Source organism: Pseudomonas syringae group sp. 26L6 (assembly GCF_032587815.1).
Classification (GTDB): Bacteria; Pseudomonadota; Gammaproteobacteria; order Pseudomonadales; family Pseudomonadaceae; genus Aquipseudomonas; species Aquipseudomonas amygdali.
In genome coordinates this window covers 100,888-120,898 of the sequence record NZ_JAWHPJ010000020.1, presented here as the reverse complement: position 1 = coordinate 120,898, position 20,011 = coordinate 100,888, and the positions used below count along the sequence as shown (strand labels likewise).

The 20,011-nt window shown below is 60.2% G+C and carries 17 protein-coding genes; 12 read left to right on the top strand and 5 right to left on the bottom strand.

The genetic code is table 11. The features are described 5' to 3' along the window. The first annotated feature begins 2 nt into the window (after nucleotides 1–2). Both RYA97_RS11475 and RYA97_RS11470 read left to right on the top strand, forming a co-directional pair. Entirely contained in the window at nucleotides 3–878 is an 876-nt protein-coding gene (locus tag RYA97_RS11475) for a DUF3034 family protein (RefSeq protein WP_005779243.1), read from the top strand. Further along, the gene (locus tag RYA97_RS11470) at nucleotides 878–1,306 is read left to right on the top strand and encodes a group I truncated hemoglobin (protein ID WP_004658235.1); all 429 of its coding nucleotides are present in this window, start codon (nucleotides 878–880) and stop codon (nucleotides 1,304–1,306) included. The genes RYA97_RS11475 and RYA97_RS11470 overlap by 1 nt, the downstream gene beginning before the upstream one ends. A 304-nt stretch (nucleotides 1,307–1,610) precedes the next feature. Here RYA97_RS11470 and RYA97_RS11465 read toward each other — a convergent pair whose 3' ends face one another. Continuing rightward, nucleotides 1,611–2,603, bottom strand: coding sequence for a GntR family transcriptional regulator (locus tag RYA97_RS11465; RefSeq protein WP_371217845.1), 993 nt, complete (start codon nucleotides 2,601–2,603; stop codon nucleotides 1,611–1,613). Nucleotides 2,604–2,950: 347 nt separating this feature from the next. Here RYA97_RS11465 and RYA97_RS11460 point away from each other — a divergent pair, with 347 nt between their 5' ends. From RYA97_RS11460 to RYA97_RS11425, 8 genes are all read left to right on the top strand, one after another. Further along, complete coding sequence (locus RYA97_RS11460) at nucleotides 2,951–4,324, top strand: amidase (RefSeq protein WP_316892322.1); 1,374 nt, start codon at nucleotides 2,951–2,953, stop codon at nucleotides 4,322–4,324. A 77-nt stretch (nucleotides 4,325–4,401) separates the two neighbouring features. After that, a complete protein-coding gene (locus RYA97_RS11455) occupies nucleotides 4,402–5,283 on the top strand; it encodes a polysaccharide deacetylase family protein (protein WP_004658231.1) in 882 nt (293 codons plus the stop codon). Nucleotides 5,284–5,310: 27 nt separating this feature from the next. Continuing rightward, entirely contained in the window at nucleotides 5,311–6,651 is a 1,341-nt protein-coding gene (locus RYA97_RS11450; protein ID WP_004664063.1) for an MFS transporter, read from the top strand. A gap of 10 nt (nucleotides 6,652–6,661) precedes the next feature. After that, entirely contained in the window at nucleotides 6,662–7,423 is a 762-nt protein-coding gene (locus RYA97_RS11445; RefSeq protein WP_005779249.1) for an SDR family NAD(P)-dependent oxidoreductase, read from the top strand. A 31-nt stretch (nucleotides 7,424–7,454) separates the two neighbouring features. After that, nucleotides 7,455–8,204 carry an SDR family NAD(P)-dependent oxidoreductase gene (locus RYA97_RS11440; protein ID WP_005746583.1) on the top strand — a complete coding sequence of 250 codons (750 nt, stop codon included), beginning with the start codon at nucleotides 7,455–7,457 and terminating at the stop codon, nucleotides 8,202–8,204. Nucleotides 8,205–8,226: 22 nt separating this feature from the next. Further along, nucleotides 8,227–8,526, top strand: coding sequence for a hypothetical protein (locus tag RYA97_RS11435; protein ID WP_003405362.1), 300 nt, complete (start codon nucleotides 8,227–8,229; stop codon nucleotides 8,524–8,526). After that, nucleotides 8,523–9,530 (top strand): CobW family GTP-binding protein, encoded by a 1,008-nt coding sequence (locus RYA97_RS11430; protein ID WP_005779252.1) that lies wholly within the window; start codon nucleotides 8,523–8,525, stop codon nucleotides 9,528–9,530. Before RYA97_RS11435 ends, RYA97_RS11430 begins: the two co-directional genes overlap by 4 nt. Further along, on the top strand, nucleotides 9,527–10,723 hold the full coding sequence (locus RYA97_RS11425; RefSeq protein WP_005779254.1) for a PotD/PotF family extracellular solute-binding protein: 1,197 nt from the start codon (nucleotides 9,527–9,529) through the stop codon (nucleotides 10,721–10,723). The genes RYA97_RS11430 and RYA97_RS11425 overlap by 4 nt, the downstream gene beginning before the upstream one ends. An 822-nt stretch (nucleotides 10,724–11,545) precedes the next feature. Here the strand turns inward: RYA97_RS11425 and RYA97_RS11420 are convergent. Beyond that, nucleotides 11,546–13,963, bottom strand: a complete 2,418-nt coding sequence (locus RYA97_RS11420) for a glucose/quinate/shikimate family membrane-bound PQQ-dependent dehydrogenase (RefSeq protein WP_005779256.1) — start codon at nucleotides 13,961–13,963, stop codon at nucleotides 11,546–11,548. A 444-nt stretch (nucleotides 13,964–14,407) separates the two neighbouring features. On the opposite strand from RYA97_RS11420, the gene RYA97_RS11415 reads away from it, so the two are divergent. Further along, a complete protein-coding gene (locus tag RYA97_RS11415) occupies nucleotides 14,408–14,635 on the top strand; it encodes a VF530 family DNA-binding protein (RefSeq protein WP_004658220.1) in 228 nt (75 codons plus the stop codon). Nucleotides 14,636–14,688: 53 nt separating this feature from the next. After that, nucleotides 14,689–15,345, top strand: a complete 657-nt coding sequence (locus RYA97_RS11410) for a Pr6Pr family membrane protein (RefSeq protein WP_005746579.1) — start codon at nucleotides 14,689–14,691, stop codon at nucleotides 15,343–15,345. Nucleotides 15,346–15,360: 15 nt separating this feature from the next. On the opposite strand, the gene RYA97_RS11405 is transcribed toward RYA97_RS11410, so the two are convergent. The 3 genes from RYA97_RS11405 to RYA97_RS11395 form a co-directional block, all read right to left on the bottom strand. Then, nucleotides 15,361–16,128: a siderophore-interacting protein gene (locus RYA97_RS11405; protein ID WP_005779257.1), complete on the bottom strand. Its 768-nt coding sequence runs from the start codon at nucleotides 16,126–16,128 to the stop codon at nucleotides 15,361–15,363. Beyond that, nucleotides 16,125–16,715, bottom strand: coding sequence for a PadR family transcriptional regulator (locus RYA97_RS11400; RefSeq protein ID WP_004658215.1), 591 nt, complete (start codon nucleotides 16,713–16,715; stop codon nucleotides 16,125–16,127). Before RYA97_RS11400 ends, RYA97_RS11405 begins: the two co-directional genes overlap by 4 nt. Before the next feature lie 87 nt (nucleotides 16,716–16,802). Further along, nucleotides 16,803–19,922, bottom strand: a complete 3,120-nt coding sequence (locus RYA97_RS11395) for a transglycosylase domain-containing protein (RefSeq protein WP_005779259.1) — start codon at nucleotides 19,920–19,922, stop codon at nucleotides 16,803–16,805. Between the last annotated feature and the right edge of the window lie 89 nt (nucleotides 19,923–20,011).

Below are 20,011 nucleotides of genomic sequence, written 5' to 3'. Positions count from 1 at the left end.
CCATGTCCTACAAGACATCATTACTGTTGAGTTATCTTTTGGCGGGTGTGGCAGGGGTTGCCCCGACGCTCGCGCTGGGCGACAACGGCCGACTTATCGCCACAGGTGGCGCAACCAGTATTGAGGGCAGCGCCGGTGGCGGTATCACCCCATGGGCGGTGATCACCGGTTACAGCGAGCAAGGCGAGTGGGGGGCGACAGCCTTCGCCACGCACATCAATCTGCCGGACTACAACCTTGATGTGGCAGGCCTCGCCGTCGCCTATGGCAACCGCGTCGAGTTTTCCTATGCTCACCAACGTTTCGATATCAGCAACCTGCAGCACAGGCTCAGCCTGCCGGACGACAACCTCAGCCAGGACGTGTTCGGCGTCAAAGTGCGCCTGTTCGGCGACCTGATCTATGAAAGCCTGCCGCAGGTTTCCCTGGGCGTGCAGTACAAGCATCAGAACGATTTCCTGATCCCGAGTCTGGTGGGGGCCAAGCGTGATTCGGATGTCGAAGGGTATCTGACGGCCAGTCGGCTGTTCATGGGCGCGGCGTTTGGCTACAACGTCGTGGTCAACGGTGGCATGCGTTATAGCCGCGCCAACGAAACCGGTCTGCTCGGGTTTGGCGGGGACCGGCGTGACAGTCGCAGTCTGCTCAAGGAGGGCTCGGTAGCGGTGCTGTTCAATCCGCGCTGGGCGCTTGGCGTCGAATATCGCGAAAAGCCGGATAATCTTTCGTTTGCTGGCGAGAGCGACTGGGCAGATGTGTTTCTCGGTTATTTCCCCAACAAGCATCTGTCCGTTGTATTGGCCTACGCCCGTCTGGGCGAAATCGCCACGCTGGATAACCAGAACGGCACTTATCTGTCTGTGCAGGGGAGTTTCTGATGAGACGCTTGCTGATCTGTCTGATGCTGACGGTGCTGGCCGGTTGCGCCCAACAGCAACAGCCCCCCAAGGATGACAGTCTTTATCGAGACCTTGGCCAGCGTGCCGGCATCCAGCGCATCGTCGAAGGCATGCTCATGAACGTGGCCAGGGATGACCGGATTGTCGAGCGCTTCAAGAAAGTCGACATCGTGCGTCTGCGCGACAAACTGGTCGAGCAACTCTGTGTCGAAGCGGGCGGCCCGTGCCGTTACACCGGTGACAGCATGGCCGAGTCGCACAAGGGCCAGAACCTTACCCCCAGCGATTTCAACGCGCTGGTTGAAAACCTGATCGCAGCGATGGACACCGAGAACGTCCCGGTTCCGGTCCAGAACCGTTTGATCGCCCGGTTGGCGCCAATGCGTGGCGACGTGGTCGGTAAGTAATTCGTAGCCTTTAAGTGCAGTCTGACTATCGTGTCAATGCTCCGCGTCCAGGATCGGACGCAGAGCGTCCAGAACGGCGTTCCCACGCTGGAGCGTGCGGAACGATAATCTTCAGGGAGAGCACTTGCGCGAGAACACTATCGTGCCAATGCTCCGCGTTGGCATGCCGTTCGTGACGCTCCGCGTCACAAATCGACGCCGCGCCGCGTGTTCAGGATCGGACGCAGAGCGTCCAGAACAGCGTTGCCACGCTGGAGCGTGGTAACGATAGTCTCTGTCGCGTTAACTCCAACTTTGCCCCATCTCAACTCAATCGCGTCAGGTACCCCGGCACTTCCTGCTCCGGCAGTACCGATAGCACTTTCAGGCGCTGGAGCATGCGCTGCCGGGCGCGTTGCAGGTGCTCCTTGAGGTTCAAGGCCGCGGCGTCGAAAGCACCGTGCAGCAGCAACTCAATGATTAGCCGGTGCTCGGCCAGCATCGCTTCATCCGCGCCAATTTCCAGCAACCGGTAGAAAATCCGGTTGATGATCATTGGGCTCTGCGCCTGACTGATCAAAGTGGCGATCTTGCGGTTTTGCAGGCCGCCCAGACACTGCTGATGCAGGTCGTCCTCAAGGCGCTCTATTTCCTCCAGGCTGCACTGTTCGGCATTTTGCGCTTGAATGACTCTGGCCAGCATGGCCTCCAGAGTTTCGCGACTCAGCTGCGGCGCGGTCTGGCGCAGGGCTTCGGGCTCAAGGCAGGCGCGCAGTTCGTAGTCTTCGGTGATCTCCCGGGCCGTCAGCGGCCCTGCCAGCCACTGTGAGTAAGGCTCTTTTTCCACCAGGCCGCGATCACGCAAACGCATCAGCGCCTCGCGAACCACCGCGCGGCTGACGCCGTAGTGCTGCGCGGCGCTTTGTTCATCCAGCCGATAATGACCAAAGGCGATACAGGCCGACAGCGCCGCGCCGATCTCGTCATGAATACGTTCGCCGAGTGGGCGGGTGTCGACCAGCTCTTCGCTGCTGTCCAGCCCGAACTGCTTGTGGCTCAGGCTTAACCGCAACGGCTCGACTTCCCCGGCGTCAGGATTGACCAGGTAACCCCGGCCATCGAAACGGCTGATCAAGCCTTCTTCATGCAGCAGATTGAGCGCCTTGCGCACTGGCACCCGGCTGGTGCCGAACAGTTCTGCCAACGGTGCTTCAAGCAGCACCAGTCCATTGGCAGCCGCACCCGAGACGATTGCGTTACGCAACACCTCACGGATCGTGGCGTAACGCGACGCGGTGCGCGTGTCCTCTTCTGACATCGGTTTCATACACTTCTGGCGGTTGACGGACGATTCTCGCACAGAAGCGCCGTTGTCACCCTGGGCCACGTCCTGATGCTCGCTCATGGGGCCACCGTTACTTTTTTGCACTAAAATGTATCTTTTGTAAAAGATACATTATTTCTTTATGACGATCCTGTTCGTCCACGACGCCTTATCGCAACTGATTGATGCCTTTGCAGAAAGGTTTCTAGTACGGCGTTTCCAGCGCGAAAGGGCCGTCAGCTCTATCGGGTCAGGGCGTCGCGACATGCAGATTGGCATGGAACCTGCCTTTGTTAAATGTACATTTTATTAATAAGTACATTTTTGAGGGTGTGATGTCCATGACCGATACCGGGAGTCACAGCGTTACCGGTGATGCCTGCGCACTGGCCGACGATTTTGCCCAGGGGCGCAGTGACCCTGTGCAGGCTCTGGACAAGGCGCTGCAACAGGCGGCACGCGCCGATCATGTGTTCATTTCCATGAGTATCGAACGGGCACGCAGGGAAGCCGAAGCGTCTGCGGCCCGCTGGCAGCAAGGGCAGCCATTGAGCCCCTTCGACGGCGTGCCCATCGCCTGGAAGGATCTTTTCGACGTGGCAGGCAGCGTCACAACCGCCGGTGCTGCGGTGCGCAACAACCTGTCGCCCGCGCTGCTGGATGCGCCGAGTGTCGGGCTGCTGGCACGGTCCGGGATGGTCAGCCTGGGCAAGACCAATCTCAGTGAATTCGCTTATTCAGGGCTGGGCCTGAACCCGCATTTCGGTACGCCGATCAACCCCAACAGCGACGGCTCGCCACGCATTCCTGGCGGTTCGTCTTCGGGTTCGGCAGTCGCCGTCGCCAACAGAACCGTACCGATCGCCATGGGCACCGATACCGCCGGTTCTATTCGTGTGCCGGCAGCGCTCAACGGTCTGGTGGGGTTTCGCAGCACCAGCCGCCGCTATAGCCGCGACGGCGTTTTCCCGCTGGCGCTGACGCTGGACAGCGTCGGGCCACTGACCCGCAGTGTGCGCGACGCTCTAGTGATCGATGATCTGCTCTGTGCGCGCAGCAAACCTTCATCGTTGATACCACGCAGCCTGGCCGGTCAACGTTTCCTGCTCGATCAGGCGGTGCTGGAAGACGAACGAGTCACGCCGGCCGTTCGCGACAACCTGTTGCGTGCTGTTGAAGCCTTGCGTGCAAGCGGTGCGCTGATCGAGGTCAAGCCTTGCCAGGCATTTCAGGCCACGTTGCTGTTAACCCAGCAACAGGGCTGGCTTGGTGCAGCCGAGGCATTCGCGCTGCATCAGCCGTTGCTCGACAGCGACGCAGCCAGCCAGCTCGACCCCAGAGTGCGCAAGCGCCTGGAGGCCGCACGGCATATGCCCGCCAGCCTGCTGGTCAATCTGTACGCCGCGCGCGAACGTTTGCAGGAGCAATTGACCCTCGAACTCGATGGCGCGCTGCTGATTACTCCAACTGTTGCTCATGTGGCGCCGCCGCTCGTGCCCCTGTTGAACGACGAAGAGCTGTTCATTCAAACCAACCTCGCCACGCTGCGCCTGACCATGCCGGGCAGCCTGCTGAACATGCCCGGCGTGTCGCTGCCCAGCGGCAGTGATGCCTCGGGCCTGCCCACCGCAGTGTTGCTTAGCGCTCCGGCGGGGGAAGACGCACGGTTGCTACGCGCAGCGCTGGCAGTGGAAGCACTGATCGCAGCCCCTTGAACAACCTGTGAATTTTGAAACCGGCCCGCGTGCGGTACATCGCGAAGCCGTTCTGATTAACCCGTGGGAGAACAAAGATGGCCAAAGAAATTCTGTGTGCGTTTGGTGTGGATGTAGATGCGGTAGCGGGTTGGTTGGGCTCCTATGGCGGCGAAGATTCGCCGGACGATATTTCTCGCGGCCTGTTCGCCGGTGAAGTCGGCGCTCCGCGTCTGCTCAAGCTGTTCGAGCGTTACGGTCTGCGCACCACCTGGTTCATTCCGGGGCACTCCATGGAGACCTTCCCCGAGCAGATGAAAGCCGTGGCGGATGCCGGGCATGAAATCGGTGTGCATGGTTACAGCCATGAAAACCCGATTGCGATGACCCCGGAGCAGGAAGAGATCGTCCTCGACAAGTCCATCGAACTGATCACGCAAATGACCGGCAAACGCCCGACCGGCTATGTCGCGCCATGGTGGGAGTTCAGCAACGTCACCAACGAGCTGCTGCTCAAGAAAGGCATCAAGTACGACCACAGCCTGATGCACAACGACTTCCACCCTTACTACGTTCGGGTGGGCGACAAGTGGACCAAAATCGATTACAGCCAGCATCCGGATACCTGGATGAAGCCGCTGGTACGTGGCGAAGAAACCGATCTGGTGGAAATTCCGGCCAACTGGTACCTGGACGATCTGCCGCCAATGATGTTCATCAAGAAGGCACCGAACAGCCACGGTTTCGTCAACCCTCGACATCTGGAAGAGATGTGGCGCGACCAGTTCGACTGGGTCTATCGCGAACACGAACACGCTGTATTCACCATGACCATTCACCCGGACGTGTCTGGTCGCCCGCAAGTGCTGCTGATGCTGGAGCGCTTGATCGAGCACATTCAGAGCCATGCTGGCGTCAAGTTCGTCACTTTCGACGAGATTGCCGACGATTTCGTGCGTCGCAATCCCCGTACCCGCTGATTCATTGCCCTGTCCGAGGCGTCACTCATGTCCATTTACAACAAGCTCGACCTGACCGGCTGGAAACCTGAGCAATTGACTCCGGAGCAAGTACGGTTCGCCACATGGATTGCGTTTTTCGCGTGGGTGTTTGCGGTATATGACTTCATTCTGTTTGGCACGCTGTTACCGGAAATCGGTCGGCACTTCAGCTGGAGTGAGGTCGAACAGGCCGAAATCGCGACCTGGGTCGCGGTCGGCACCGCGGTGGTGGCACTGGCCATCGGTCCGCTGGTAGATCGCCTGGGACGGCGCGTGGGTATCATTTTCACCGTGAGCGGTTCGGCGATCTGCTCGGCGCTCACGGCCATCGGCGGATCATGGGGCAAGTCGCCGCTGATCCTGATTCGTTCGCTGGGCGGTCTGGGTTATGCCGAAGAAACGGTCAACGCGACCTACCTGAGCGAAATCTACGCGGCATCCGACGACCCGCGTCTGGCCAAGCGCCGTGGCTTCATCTACAGCCTGGTGCAGGGCGGCTGGCCGGTCGGCGCTTTGATCGCAGCAGGGCTGACCGCCGTGCTGCTGCCGATCATTGGCTGGCAGGGTTGCTTCGTGTTCGCGGCCATCCCGGCCATCGTCATCGCGATCCTGGCGCGAAAGCTCAAAGAGAGCCCGCAGTTCCAGATCCATCAACGTATTACTCAGTTGCGCAAGAAGGGCGACGTGAGCCAGGCACAGGCTGTGGCGCAAACCTACGGGGTCGATTACGACGAGCACAGCAAAGCGGGGATCGGTGCTGCCTTCCGCGGTTCTTCGTGCCGCGCCACGCTGGTGATCGGTGCTGCGATCCTGCTCAACTGGGCGGCGATTCAGGTGTTCAGTGTGCTGGGCACAACGGTGATCGTCAGCGTTCACCACATCTCGTTCGAGAACTCGCTGATCATTCTGGTGCTGTCCAACCTGGTGGGTTATTGCGGTTACCTGTGTCACGGCTGGATGGGTGACCGGATCGGTCGTCGTAACGTGATCGGTCTTGGCTGGATGCTGGGTGGTCTGGCGTTCGCCGGCATGCTCTACGGGCCTAGCAACATGGTGACGGTCGTTGGCTTGTACAGCCTTGGGCTGTTCTTTCTGATCGGCCCTTACTCGGCGGCCTTGTTCTTCATCAGCGAAAGCTTCCCGACCAGCATTCGTGCAACGGGCGGCGCAATCATCCACGCCATGGGCCCGCTCGGTGCAGTGGTCGCAGGCTTCGGTGCCACGTCGGTATTGAGTGCAGGCGGAGACTGGCAGACCTCGGCGCTGTATTTCGGCGCGCTGCCTTGCTTCCTGTCGGGTGCACTGATGTTTGCGGCCAGGCATGTGCGACCTGAAACGGTGAAATGAGGAGCAACACATGATTCGTAAAGTTGCAGTAGTAACCGGTGCCGCCAGCGGCATCGGCCAGGCGCTGGCAGTGGCTTTTGCCCGGCACGATGTGGCGGTGGCAGGCGGATTCTATCCGGCTGACCCGCATGATCCGAATGAAACCCGCAGGCTGGTGGAGGCGGCGGGTGGCGAATGCCTGATGCTGCCGCTGGATGTGACCAGCACCGAGTCGGTCGACGATCTGGCTGCGGCTGCGATCAAGGCCTATGGCCGAATCGATTACGCTGTGGCCAATGCCGGACTGTTGCGTCGTGCGCCGTTGCTGGAAATGACCGACGAGCGCTGGAACGAGATGCTCGACGTGGACCTGACCGGGGTGATGCGTACTTTCCGCGCCGCCGCCCGGCATATGGGCGAGGGCGGTTCGCTGGTGGCGATCTCATCGATTGCCGGTGGTGTCTACGGCTGGCAGGACCATTCCCATTACGCCGCCGCCAAGGCGGGTGTGCCAGGGCTGTGTCGCTCGCTGGCAGTGGAGCTGGCGCCCAAGGGCATCCGCTGCAATGCGGTGATTCCCGGTTTGATCGAAACGCCACAGTCGCTGGACAGCAAGAACTCGCTGGGCCCTGAGGGTCTGGCGCAGGCGGCCAAGGCCATTCCGCTGGGTAGAGTAGGCCGAGCGGACGAAGTCGCTGCGCTGGTACGTTTTCTGTGCAGCGACGAAGCCAGTTACCTGACCGGGCAAAGCATCGTGATCGACGGCGGCCTGACCGTGCGCTGGCCGGGGTAGATCGCGCAAATTCAACCAAGGAACCCGACCCATGCAACAGCTCAAACAAAAACGTGCGGTGATCACCGGTGCAGGCAGCGGCATTGGTGCTGCCATCGCGCTTGCCTACGCGAGTGAAGGTGCGCATCTGGTGCTGGGCGATCGTGATCCGGTCACTCTGGCCAAGGTTGCCGAACACTGCCGTCAGCTCGGCGCGCAGGTGCACGAATGCGTGGCCGACGTCGGCAGCGTCGAGGGCGCGCAGGCCAGTGTCGATGCCTGTGTCGAGCATTTTGGCGGCATCGACATTCTGGTCAATAACGCCGGCATGCTGACCCAGGCACGTTGCGTCGACCTGAGCATCGAGATGTGGAACGACATGCTGCGCGTCGACCTGACCAGCGTATTTGTGGCCAGCCAGCGCGCCTTGCCGCACATGATTGCCCAGCGTTGGGGACGCATCATCAATGTTGCTTCGCAACTGGGCATCAAGGGCGGTGCCGAACTGACCCATTACGCCGCCGCCAAGGCCGGGGTGATCGGTTTCAGCAAATCCCTTGCGCTGGAAGTCGCCAAGGACAACGTGCTGGTCAATGCCATCGCTCCCGGCCCTATCGAAACACCGCTGGTCGCCGGGATCAGCAGCGCGTGGAAAACCGCCAAGGCTGCCGAGTTGCCGCTGGGGCGTTTCGGTCTGGCCGAGGAAGTTGCGCCGGTGGCGGTGCTCTTGGCCAGCGAGCCGGGTGGCAACCTGTTCGTCGGCCAGACGCTAGGTCCCAATTCCGGCGACGTCATGCCATGAGCAAACAGCTGGAGAACGCCTGATGTGTGGATTGTGCGGGCTGTTGGGTGAAGACGTGCACTGGAGCGATCCGCTGGCTGCAGAACTGCCCCGGCGGCGTGAGCGCTTGCGGCGTATTGCTGCAATCAACAAGGTGGTCGCGCCGTTTCGTCTGAAGGTCGAAGATTTTCAAGGCGTTTCCTACCTCCTGCTCGGAGCCACCGGCAAGCAGGAGCTTGCGACCGGGCTGGAGCAGCTCTGGCAGAAAGCCGAGTTGCTGATCGGCCGGCCGCTGGACCCTCTTGATTCAGGTCTGCTCGATCATCTGCAGAGGTCATCATGAGTATTGCCCTGAACGTGATTACCGGCTTCCTCGGCAGCGGCAAGACCACGCTGCTCAAACGCCTGCTGGCCGATGAAAACATGGGCGACACCGCACTGCTGATCAATGAATTCGGCGACGTGGGTATCGATCATCTGCTGGTTGAAGAGGTCGCACCGGATACCGTGCTGCTGCCCAGCGGTTGTGTCTGTTGCACCGTCCGCGGTGAATTGAAAGACGCGCTGCTCGGCCTTCTGGAGCGGCGTAATCGAGGTGAAATTCCTGCGTTTCGGCGGGTCATTCTGGAGACCACCGGCCTGGCCGATCCGGCACCGATTCTCACCACGCTGAGCAATGACCCGCAACTTCGTGGGCGTTTTCATATCGGTCTGATCGTCACGCTGGTGGATGCCTGTCACGCGACGCTGCAGGAGCGTCTGCATCCGGAGTGGCTGGCACAGGTCGCGGCGGCGGACCGGCTGCTGTTGAGCAAGACCGATCTGGTCGACGAGTCTGTGCTGGATGGCCTGCGCGAGCATCTGCAAGCGCTGAATTTTTCTGCGCCACTGCTGGATACGGCGGATGTCCACAGCGGCGATCAGTTGCTGCTGGGCGAGGGTATGCGCAGCGAAGAACCGGCCGCTGAAGTGACCCGCTGGCAACTGCATCGTGTGCTGTCGACTTCCGCGCGGCATGGTGATGCGCAGGTCTGTTGCCTGACGTTCGAGCGGCCTCTGGACTGGGTCGGCTTCGGGGTGTGGCTGTCGATGCTGTTAAGATGCCACGGCGAACGAATCCTCCGCGTCAAAGGGCTGCTCAACGTGAACGACAATCAGGCTCCCATCGTGATTCATGGTGTGCAGCATTGCCTGCATGCGCCGGTGCACCTTGCCGCCTGGCCGGGCGAGGATCGTACCTCGCGGCTGGTGTTCATCCTGCGCGGTCTTGATCCCGAGTTGCTGCGTCGTTCATTCGAAGTGTTTTCCAGTAGCTTCGCGCCATCACTCAGCGAGTCTGCGGCATGACCATTACCTTGCGTGTGCTGGGTACGTCTGTGACCTTGCTGGAGTCCTTGCGTGAGCGGGCCGAGCAGGAACTGGGCATCAAGCTGATCTATCAGATCCATGACGTGCAGACCGCGCAACGCATCGCGGTCATGCAGCCCGACAGCTACGACCTTTACGATCAGTGGTTTCATAATGTTGATTTCGTCTGGCCTGCGCGGGCCATTCAACCCATCGACACGCGGCGCATCGCGCTTTGGCACGAAATCAACGACCTGCCCAAACAGGGGCGACTAAGACCCACCGATCAACCGGGCAGCGGCAGTGTGCCCAGCGAACGTCTGTTCGTGCAGCACGATGGCAGCCTGGGCAGTGCGGTGACTGAGCGCATCAGTATGTTGCCGCTGACTCACAACGCCGACAGTTTTGCCTATCGCCCCGAGCGTTTGCCGGATGGGCTGAGTCCTGCTGACGAAAGTTGGGGCTGGTTGCTCGACCCTGTGTGGGGTGGGCGCATCGCCTTGCAGAGCGACGCTGCTATCGGCGCACTGGATGCCGCATTGGCTGTGCAGGGCGCTGGGCTGGCGGCGTTCAAGGACATCGGCAACATGAGCATCGAAGAAATCGACGTGTTGGCCGACGTGCTGGTGCGCAAACAGCAGCAAGGGCATTTTGGCGCGTTCTGGTCAGACGACGAAGAAGCCGCCGAACTGATGCTCAGCCCGACCATCGACATTCAGAGCCTCTGGTCACCCACCTTGGTCAGGTTGCACCGCGCGGGTGTGAAGTACCGCGTGGCAGTGCCCAAAGAGGGTTATCGCGGCTGGTTCGGCGGGCTGTCTTTATCGCGCCACGCCAAAGGCCCGGTGCTGGATGCAGCCTACGCCTACCTGAACTGGTGGCTGTCCGGCTGGCCGGGCGCAGTGATGGCGCGGCAGGGGTATTACATCGGTAATCCGGCGCGCAGTCGTGATTATCTGAGTGCCGCAGAATGGGATTACTGGTACGCCGGTCTGCCCGCCCGCGAGCAACTGCTCGGCAGCGACGGCCTGCCACTGATCGACGCCGGAGAGATCCGCGACGGTGGTTCCTACGAGGAACGCATGGGCCACATTGCGGTGTGGAACTCGGTCATGAACGAACACAACTACCTGGTCCGCCGCTGGAACGATATCCTCCGCGCCAGTGGCAAAAGCAGCGCCAAAGCGCGTTAGGCACGCATTCAAAAGCGGACGCACAGCGTCCCGAATGGCATTCCCACGCTGGAGCGTGCGGAACGATAATCGTCAGAGCACCATCGTGCCAATGCTCTGCGTTGGCATGCAGTTCGTGACGCTCCGCGTCACAGGTCTGCGCCGCACCGCACATTCAAGAGCTGACGCAGAGCGTCCAGAACGGCATTCCCACGCTGGAGCGTGCGGAACGATAATCGTCAGAACACCATCGTGCCAATGCTCCGCGTTGGCATACATTTCGTGACGCTCCGCGTCACAGTTCTACGCCGCGGCGCACATTCAAGAGAGGACGCAGAGCGTCCAGAACGGCATTCCCACGCTGGAGCGTGCGGAACGATAATCGTCAGAGCACCATCGTGCCAATGCTCCGCGTTGGCATGCATTTCGTGACGCTCCGCGTCACAGGTCTACGCCGCACCGCACATTCAAGAGCTGACGCAGAGCGTCCAGAATGGCATTCCCACGCTGGAGCGTGCGGAACGATAATCGTCAGAACACCATCGTGCCAATGCTCCGCGTTGGCATGCAGTTCGTGACGCTCTGCGTCACAGGTCTGCGCCGCACCGCACATTCAAGAGCTGACGCAGAGCGTCCAGAATGGCATTCCCACGCTGGAGCGTGCGGAACGATAATCGTCAGAGCACCATCGTGCCAATGCTCTGCGTTGGCATGCAGTTCGTGACGCTCCGCGTCATAGATCTACAGCCTTGTCCGGTAGCAAATGCAGCCGAGACAAGGTTTCAGTAGCAAAAAAAAGCGGCTACCTCTCGATAGCCGCTTTCCATTTGCCGCACTAATGCATCACTTCGGCAGTTTGAATGCCATCACGTAGTCACCCTGTTTGGTGCCCAGTGAACCGTGACCGCCCGCCACGACCAGCACGTATTGCTGACCGTCCTTGCCGGTGTAGGTCATCGGTGTGGTTTGGGCGCCTGCTGGCAGGCGACCTTCCCACAGCTGTTTGCCATTACGTACATCGTAGGCGCGCAGGTATTGGTCAAGCGTACCGCTCAGGAAGGCCAGACCGCTCGCCGTTGTGATCGGGCCACCCAGGCTTGGAACGCCCATGGTCAGCGGGATCGGGATTGGCGAACTGTCACGCACGGTACCGTTCTTGTGCATCCAGATGGTTTTGTGGGTGGTCAGATCGACCGCCGCCACGTAACCCCACGCCGGTGCCTGGCACGGCAGGCCCATTGGCGACAGCAGTGCTTCCAGGATCACGCCATATGGTGCGCCCTTGTTCGGCTGCACGCCTTCGGTTTCGCTCTTGCGGCCAGGGCCGCCTTCGACTTCGGCAGCAGGCACCAGCTTTGAACGGAACGCCATGTAGCTCGGGTTGACGAAGGCAATCTGACGAACCGGGTCGACGGAAATACCGCCCCAGTCGAACACACCGAAGTTACCTGGATAAACAATCGAACCCTGCAGCGATGGCGGCGTGAACGGGCCGTCGTAGCGCAGCGACTTGAAGTCGATCCGGCACATCATCTGGTCAAATGGCGTCACGCCCCACATGTCGCGCTCTTTAAGCGGCGGCGGCATGAAGTTCAGGTCGGACTTGGGCTGGGTCGGCGAGGTGTGATCGCCTGCAACAGCACCTTGCGGAACCGGTATTTCGTTGATCGGCACAATGGGCTGACCGGTGCTGCGGTCCAGCACGTAGATGCTGCCCTGCTTGGTCGATGCCAATACCGCCGGCTTCACGCCATCAGCCGTTTTCATGTCCAGCAGGGTCGGTTGACCACCCACGTCCATGTCCCACAGGTCATGGTGGGTGAACTGGTAATTCCAACGTACGCGACCCGTCGCGATGTCCAGTGCAACCAGGCCCGCGCTGTATTTCTCGGAATCCGGCGTACGATCGCCGCCCCATTGGTCAGGCGTCTGGTTACCCATTGGTAGGTAGATCATGCCGAGCTTTTCATCGACGCTGAACATGGACCACATGTTCGGCGAGTTGCGCGTGTAGATCTTGCCTTCGGCAATCGGCGCAGTCTCTTCCGGGTTGCCGCTGTCCCAGTTCCAGACCAGACGGCCAGTGTGCACGTCGTAGGCACGGATCACGCCGGACGGTTCGTCCATAGAGACGTTATCGGTAACGTGGCCGCCGATGATCACCAGGTCTTTGGTCACTGCCGGTGGCGACGTGGAGTAATAGCCGCCCGGAGCAAACGTACCCATGTTGGCAGTCAGGTCAACCGAACCCTTGTTGCCGAAGTCTTCACACATTTTGCCGGTATCGGCGTTCAGCGCGATCAGACGGGTGTCGGCAGTCGGCAGGAAGATTCTGCGTGGGCATGCATTTGAAGTGGCGCTGGCTGCGCCCGGTGCTGCCGGGCTTTGTGCCGGGGCGCTGGCTGCATAGGCTGCGTCGTCATGATAAGTGACGCCACGGCAGGTCATGTGCGCCCAGCCTTTGAAGTTTTTCGCATTCTGGGTGCTGAGTTTCGGGTCGAAGCGCCAGATTTCCTTGCCCGAATCCGGATCAAGTGCGATCACCTGGCTGTGCGGCGTACACACGTAGAGCATGCCGTTGACCTTGAGTGGTGTGTTCTCGGCAGTGGTTTCACCCGGGTCGTTCGGCCCAGGGATGTCGCCAGTGCGGAAGGTCCAGGCCGGTTCCAGTTTGTTGACGTTTTCCGGCGTGATCTGCGCCAGAGGCGAGTAGCGGTCACCGAATGCGGTACGGCCGTAGGACTGCCAGTCGCCGTCAGGCATGGCCGGAGCGGTGTTGGTGGTGCCGGCAGTTTCGCGGTCCAGCTGGCCTTCGATACGGCCAGGGTTGGTGAACTGGCTCGCCAGCGCGGTCAGACCGGCCAGCACGACAGCAACGCTCAGTGCGCCAGTGCCCATGCGCGCCGGGCCATTGCGCAGCAGTGGCTTGCGGAACCACGGCAGCAGCAGGACGATGCCCAGTGCGAACCACAGCGCCAGGCGTGGCACCAGTTGCCACCAATCGAGTCCGACTTCCCACAACGACCATACAGTGCTCGCGAACAGCAGCAGTGCATAAAGGCCCAGCGCAGCCGCGCGACCAGTGATCAGCAACACGCCGGTCACGGCGAAGCCGATACCGGCCAACAGGTAATACAACGAGCCATCCAGTTGCAGCAGTCGGGCACCACCGACCAGCAAGGCCAGCCCCATCAACAGGATCACCAGCCCGAGCAGGGTCGGCAACAGGCGATTTCTATTTGAAGCACCGTCAGTGCTCATAATGCGAATCTCCGCGAGAAGTAAGTAGTTGATATATTGTTTTCATGTACGCCGCCGACCCTGGCAGCATTCCTTGAGGCTGTTTATTGAAACGAATCACCGACGTTCGAATTCAACATCACACAGAACACGGTTGCCCATTCAGCGCGGCCCGGTCATTGATTCGTAGACCATTGCCGCCCGAATTCGTGCATAGGTGTTTATTCAACGGAGTCTCTTCAGAAAGGAAACCTGCAATCCTTAAACGCGCAATGATAGGACGCTAACGATTTTTCTAAAAGCGATAAACCTGACATGGATCATTGCAAGGTCGGCAACAGTGGCTCAAGTCGACTGTGTTTTATGAAAGCGCGGCGCTTACAATGGCAAACTTTTCGGGAAGACCTGCGCGCTCCAGGAAGCTGTTCAGGCTGCTATCCCTCTTCATCAGCTTCAAGGCTCATCATGACAACACCCAATTCCGATCCGCTGCACGGCGTCACGCTGGAGCAGATTCTCAGGGCTCTGGTCGAACATTACGAATGGTCCGGCCTGGCCGAGCGCATCGACATTCGCTGCTTCAAAAGCGATCCGAGCATCAAATCCAGTCTGACTTTTCTGCGCAAGACGCCCTGGGCGCGTGAAAAGGTTGAAGCGTTGTATGTGAAGTTGCATCGCGGCAAAGGCTGGTAACAGGCCCGCCAGAAAAGCCCGGCATGGACGCTGGAACTCAAGGATAACGATTGATGCACCGCGAACACTCAACTGCGCAGGGACAGCGCTACTACACCCTTGTTGCAGCCTGCCTCGGCTGGTCGGGGCTGGTCATCCAGCTGTACCTGATCTTCATTGGCCGTTATGCCGATCACGCCAGTCTGCTGGGCGGGCTAGTGCGGTTTTTAAGTTTCTTTACCGTACTGACCAACACCCTGGCAGCCGTCGCGCTGAGTTGTGCCCTGACGTCGCGGCAGTCGGCAGGCCACCGTTTTTTCCGGCACCCGGTGGTATGCGGCGGCATTGCGGTGAGCATTGCGCTGGTGGGCATCGCTTACAATATTCTGTTGCGCCATCTGTGGCACCCGCAAGGCTGGCAGTGGGTGGCCGATGAGTTGCTGCACGACATAATGCCGCTGGCGTTCGTACTGTACTGGTGGCTGTACGTGCCCAAAGGCGTGTTGCGCTTGAGCCATGTGCCGCTGTGGGCGATCTATCCGGTCATCTACTTCGCCTACGTCCTGCTGCGTGGCCACATGCTTGGTGACTACCTGTATCCATTCATCGATGTCGGCACGATCGGTTTTCCAAAGGCATTCATCAACGCGCTCGGCGTGCTGCTCGGGTTCTTGCTGGTTGCACTGTTGCTGCTTGGGGTCGACAGATGGGCGGCTCGTCGCACGATGTGAGTCGCCCAGGCTTGCCTATTCTTCAGTGCCGTCCAGCTTCCAGTAGCCAGCGGCCTTGACGAAATCCTCTTGCAGGCCGAACTCATCGAGCAGCACGCGACGCAGCTTGCGTGACAGCGCGGATTCAGTCGCGACCCACGCGTACAGCTTGCCCTCTGGCATCTCCAGGCGACGCGTGACATCCACCAGATTCTGCTCACCGCGTACGATCCAGATCACGTCGACCTGTGCGGCGCTGTCGAACACCTGCTGTTCCTGCGGGTTGGCCACTTCGACCACCACCAGCGCTGCACGGTTGGCGGGCAGCGATTCCAGGCGTCGAGCGATGGCGGGAATCGCCGTTTCATCGCCGATCAGCAGGTAGCTGTCGAACATGTCCGGCACCACCATCGAACCCTTTGGCCCTGCGATGTGCAGAAATTGCCCCGGTTCAGCCTGAGCCGCCCAGGTGGCAGCCGGGCCTTCGCCATGCAGAACGAAGTCGATATCCAGCTCACCGCTGCTTTCGTCATAGCGACGCGGGGTGTAATCGCGCATCGGTGGACGTGGTGCGTCCTTGTCGCTGGTAGCGGTCAGGTCTTCCAGGGCTGCCTGTTCTTGCGCTGTCTGCGGGAAAAACAGTTTAACGTGGTCGTCTGTGCCCAGACTGATGAAGCCTGCCAGTTCCGGGCCCTGCAAGGTAATGCGGCGCATCAGCGGAGTCAGCTCTGTGACTCGCAACACTTTTAGTTTGCGACGCTTGATTTCATGCATGACGCGATGGATTGACTGGGGCGAATTCATGCCGACTCCTCCGAGGTAGGTTGAGGCCCATCGACGACAGCCTTGGCCGTGCTGTTGAGCAGTTCGCTGACCCGCAGAATCTCTTCCGGGGTCCAGCGGCCGTGGTGCATCTGCAGCGCGTGGCGCAGGTTGTGCACCGCTTCGTGGATTTCCGGCGGACGATCGTGGCCGCGCAGTGAGCGCTTGCTGACATCGATGCGCATGCGCACACCTTCCAGCGCCACGGCCTGATCTTCCAGGGATTGGCGACCCGCATCGGTGATGGTGTAGAGCTTCTTGCCAGCCTGGGCATCGCCGACCACCATTTCGCTTTCTTCAAGAAACGTCAGGGTGGGGTAGATAACGCCGGGGCTGGGGCAGTACGCACCCTCGAACAGACCTTCGATCTTGCGGATCAGGTCATAGCCGTGTGCGGGCTGTTCGGCGATCAGTGCCAACAGCAGTAATTTCAGATCGCCAGGGGCGAAAACCCGAGGGCCACGTCCACCGCGTTCACGGCCTGGGCGTTTTTCAAAACCGTCGCGATCTTCACCTGGTTCACGAAGATGCGGCGGACGATGGTGGGGAGGGTGTTTATCTTCACGCATGTTTTTGATCTCTGGTTACAAGTTAGATATACCTTAAGATATATCTTATTGTAATCACAGAGCTGGCAGACGAGCGGTCATTGCCGGTCAAACACCCTTGGGCGGGTCGGCAAGCGGGGCATTGCACATCGCCTGTCCGTGGTTCTCCAGATAAGGCGTCAGGATCGGAGCCATACCTTTGAGTACCTGTACCGGCAATGCCGAGGTGAAGCGAAAGCCTTCGGCGGCGCGTCCCGGTACGAACGCGGTCAATGCGCCGAAGTGGTTGTCGCCGATATAAAACACAAAGGTCGCCGTGCGATTGATCGCCCTGGAACTGAGAATGCGTCCGCCTGCGCCGATGCTCTCGATCCTGTTATCACCCGTGCCAGTCTTGCCGCCCATCGCCAGCACGCTGCCGTCCTGCATCTTGAAGGTGCCTTGCACACGCTTGGCGGTGCCGCCATCCACCACCTGCGACAAGGCTTCGCGCATTGCCGCGGCAACTTCTGCTGGCAGCACGCGCTGGCCCAGCTCCGGGTTGATGGTCAGTTCGGTGTCGTAAGGTGTACCAGCTGCAAAATGCAGACTGTCGATACGCACGGGCGGCAAACGGATGCCGTCGTTCTGGATAATGCCGATCAGCTCGGCCAGCGCCGCCGGGCGATCACCCGAGCTGCCGATAGCTGTTGCCAGCGATGGCACCAGATGGTCGAACGGATAGCCCACGCGCTGCCAGCGCTGTTCGATATCCAGAAACGCTTCGACCTCCATCATGGTCCTTACGCGACTGTCGCGAGCGCTTTTGTGGCGACTCTTGAACAGCCAGCCGTAGACTTCCTGACGCTCGTAACGACTGGCGGCCACGGCGTCCTTGAATTGTGCTTCAGGTTGTTTGAGCAGGTAGCCCACCAGCCACAGTTCCAGCGGGTGGACGCGGGCGATGTAGCCTTGATCGGGCAAGTCGTAAGTGCCCGGCCCATAGCCCTTGTACAAGTCGGCAAGACGCTTGTCGGTCAGCTTCGAGGTTGCTTTCGGCTCATCCAGATGCGCACGGATGAACGCGTTGAACGTCGCTTGATCAGCCCCAGGCAGCAAGTAGCGATGTACGGCAGCCAAGCGGATGGCCGTGGGATGGATACCGTCCAGAAAAGTATCGAGGCGTTCCTGAGTGGTCTTTTCCTTGTAGCGTTTCCAGAAGCGCAGCAGGAAAACCGTGCCCTCGCGGTCGGCAAACTGCGTGAGGTATTCCTGACGGCGCGGGTTGTCGTCATCCTTGAGCAACTCGGCGCTGTTGTTGGGCGCCTGATACGTGCTGTAGCGCACCACATCGCGCATCAGGCGAATGAACGGCAGGTTGATCGACTCACGCAGCGACTCGCGCAGGGTGGGAATCCGCTCGTTGTCTTCGCGCCTGAAGTTATTGAAACGGTGCATGCCGCCACCGGTGAAGAACGCCTCTGCCGGGCTGGCCGAATAGGTGCGATCCAGCGCGGCCGAGAGCATTTTCGCCAGATCACGGTCCTTGTTCATCAGCAGGTAATCCACTGCCCAGCGAGTCAGCCGGTCAGGTTCTTCGACAGGCACCTTGCGCAGTTGCGCGGTACTCAGATTCCCATACCGCCCGTGCAGCTCGGCGATGATCTCCAGGTAAGTGGTCAGCACACGCATCTTCGCGGTCGAACCCAGTTCCAGCTTGCTGCCTTCGTTGATGTCGAACGGCTGATCAGTGCTGTCGGTCTGCACCCTGACCCGCGAGCCATCCACGCCGCGTTCGAACAGCGTGAAGCTATAGCGTACCTGGGTGGTACTGGCCGGGGTCAGCAGCCGCTCTCCCATCAAACCGGTTTTTGCAGCGAACTCAGGGTTGGCCAGGTCACGCAGGTACTGGCTGACGCTGCGCTGCAATTCGCCATGCAGGGTACTGGTGGCCGACAGATCAAGACGGTCCAGGTCGTAAAGCGGGCGATTGAGCAGGTTCGACAAACGAGTGCGCGCGACACTGATGCCTTTATTGGTTTCGATAGGCTGAATGGTCGGCTGCTGCGCCCAGTCGCGGTAGGTGACCTGGGCTGCCAACGCGGCATCGGCCAGCGGTTGATCAATGACATTGGCTTGGGCCAGCAGACGTAGATGGCTGTCGGTCAGGTCCGCCAGTTCCAGGCGGCCCTTGGCCAGATAGTGCGACGGACGACGCTGGGCAATGACCAGTGACAGCACTTCGCGCAGGGCGAGCGCCTTATCGGCCAGCCGCTGTTTGTCTGTGGGGCTGGAGGCCAGTAAGTCATTGGTTTTGGCAAAATCCGCACCGAACCACACCCGCAACCCTTCGGCCAGCCCATGCACTTCACCGTGCCCCGGCACCGCGGACAACGGCACACTGTTCAGATAATCACGCACCACCCGCTGGCGTACCGCGAGGGTCTCGGTGCCCGGTTGATAGGCGCGAACGCTGGCGGAAATCATCTGCCGCAACTTCTCGGAACCCGACAGCGTCAGCCCGTCGGGTGAATGGCGATATTTTTCCAATTGAGTGGCAAGCGTACTGCCGCCAGCCGACTGGCCGGGGAGGGCGAACATCTTCGCCAGTTGCGACCACGCGGCCTTCACGAAGCGTGGCCAGTCCACTGCCGGGTTGGCCAAGGGTTGCTGCGGGTCCAGCAAGTCGCGGTTTTCGATAAACAGCAGGCTGTTCACCAGCAGTGGCGGAATAGCGGTAAAGGTCGGATAAAACTGCTGCGGGTATCTGAACTCATACAACGGTTCGTTTCGGCAATCAGTGATCGACAGGCCAGCCTGGGTCTTTTCCTCGTAAGGCACGAAGAAGCCATGCTGAACGTAGCGCATCAGCTCTGGTGAGAAACGGGTCTGGCGAGTAATCACATAATCGCGCTTGAGCAGACGCTGCAGGAACTCATCCAGCGACGAATAGCCCAGGCGCCTGTCGAACGGCCCGTCACCGGGATACACCACGTCATGGCTCGGCCCAGGCTGCATCGAATAACTCAGGCTCGCGGCAAAGCGGCTGAACTCCCGCGCCTGCAGCCTTGAACTGCGGCTCTCCACCGTTATTGCAACACCCAGCGCAACGCAGGCCAGCACCACAATCACCCAAAACACCCGCCACCCGTATCGCTTGCGACGCGGACGCTTTGGCGCGCGTGGGTCATCCTGGCGGTCAGCTGACAGCGCTTCATGCTTGCTATCGGAATGCCGAAATACGCCCATAGTCGATTGTCCGGTCATCCTTTCAACGCACCTGACCCAAGCTTAGACGCTGGATGGGAATGTGGGGGGAATTGTGTGGTGGTTTTCGA

Coding starts and splice junctions, on each gene's coding strand:
- RYA97_RS11400 (WP_004658215.1), bottom strand. CDS start 16,715: ATGCGTGAAGATAAACACCCTCCCCACCATCGTCCGCCGCATCTTCGT.
- RYA97_RS11440 (WP_005746583.1), top strand. CDS start 7,455: ATGCAACAGCTCAAACAAAAACGTGCGGTGATCACCGGTGCAGGCAGC.
- RYA97_RS11470 (WP_004658235.1), top strand. CDS start 878: ATGAGACGCTTGCTGATCTGTCTGATGCTGACGGTGCTGGCCGGTTGC.
- RYA97_RS11405 (WP_005779257.1), bottom strand. CDS start 16,128: ATGAATTCGCCCCAGTCAATCCATCGCGTCATGCATGAAATCAAGCGT.
- RYA97_RS11415 (WP_004658220.1), top strand. CDS start 14,408: ATGACAACACCCAATTCCGATCCGCTGCACGGCGTCACGCTGGAGCAG.
- RYA97_RS11425 (WP_005779254.1), top strand. CDS start 9,527: ATGACCATTACCTTGCGTGTGCTGGGTACGTCTGTGACCTTGCTGGAG.
- RYA97_RS11430 (WP_005779252.1), top strand. CDS start 8,523: ATGAGTATTGCCCTGAACGTGATTACCGGCTTCCTCGGCAGCGGCAAG.
- RYA97_RS11435 (WP_003405362.1), top strand. CDS start 8,227: ATGTGTGGATTGTGCGGGCTGTTGGGTGAAGACGTGCACTGGAGCGAT.
- RYA97_RS11420 (WP_005779256.1), bottom strand. CDS start 13,963: ATGAGCACTGACGGTGCTTCAAATAGAAATCGCCTGTTGCCGACCCTG.
- RYA97_RS11455 (WP_004658231.1), top strand. CDS start 4,402: ATGGCCAAAGAAATTCTGTGTGCGTTTGGTGTGGATGTAGATGCGGTA.
- RYA97_RS11450 (WP_004664063.1), top strand. CDS start 5,311: ATGTCCATTTACAACAAGCTCGACCTGACCGGCTGGAAACCTGAGCAA.
- RYA97_RS11460 (WP_316892322.1), top strand. CDS start 2,951: ATGACCGATACCGGGAGTCACAGCGTTACCGGTGATGCCTGCGCACTG.
- RYA97_RS11475 (WP_005779243.1), top strand. CDS start 3: ATGTCCTACAAGACATCATTACTGTTGAGTTATCTTTTGGCGGGTGTG.
- RYA97_RS11445 (WP_005779249.1), top strand. CDS start 6,662: ATGATTCGTAAAGTTGCAGTAGTAACCGGTGCCGCCAGCGGCATCGGC.
- RYA97_RS11395 (WP_005779259.1), bottom strand. CDS start 19,922: ATGGGCGTATTTCGGCATTCCGATAGCAAGCATGAAGCGCTGTCAGCT.
- RYA97_RS11465 (WP_371217845.1), bottom strand. CDS start 2,603: ATGTCAGAAGAGGACACGCGCACCGCGTCGCGTTACGCCACGATCCGT.
- RYA97_RS11410 (WP_005746579.1), top strand. CDS start 14,689: ATGCACCGCGAACACTCAACTGCGCAGGGACAGCGCTACTACACCCTT.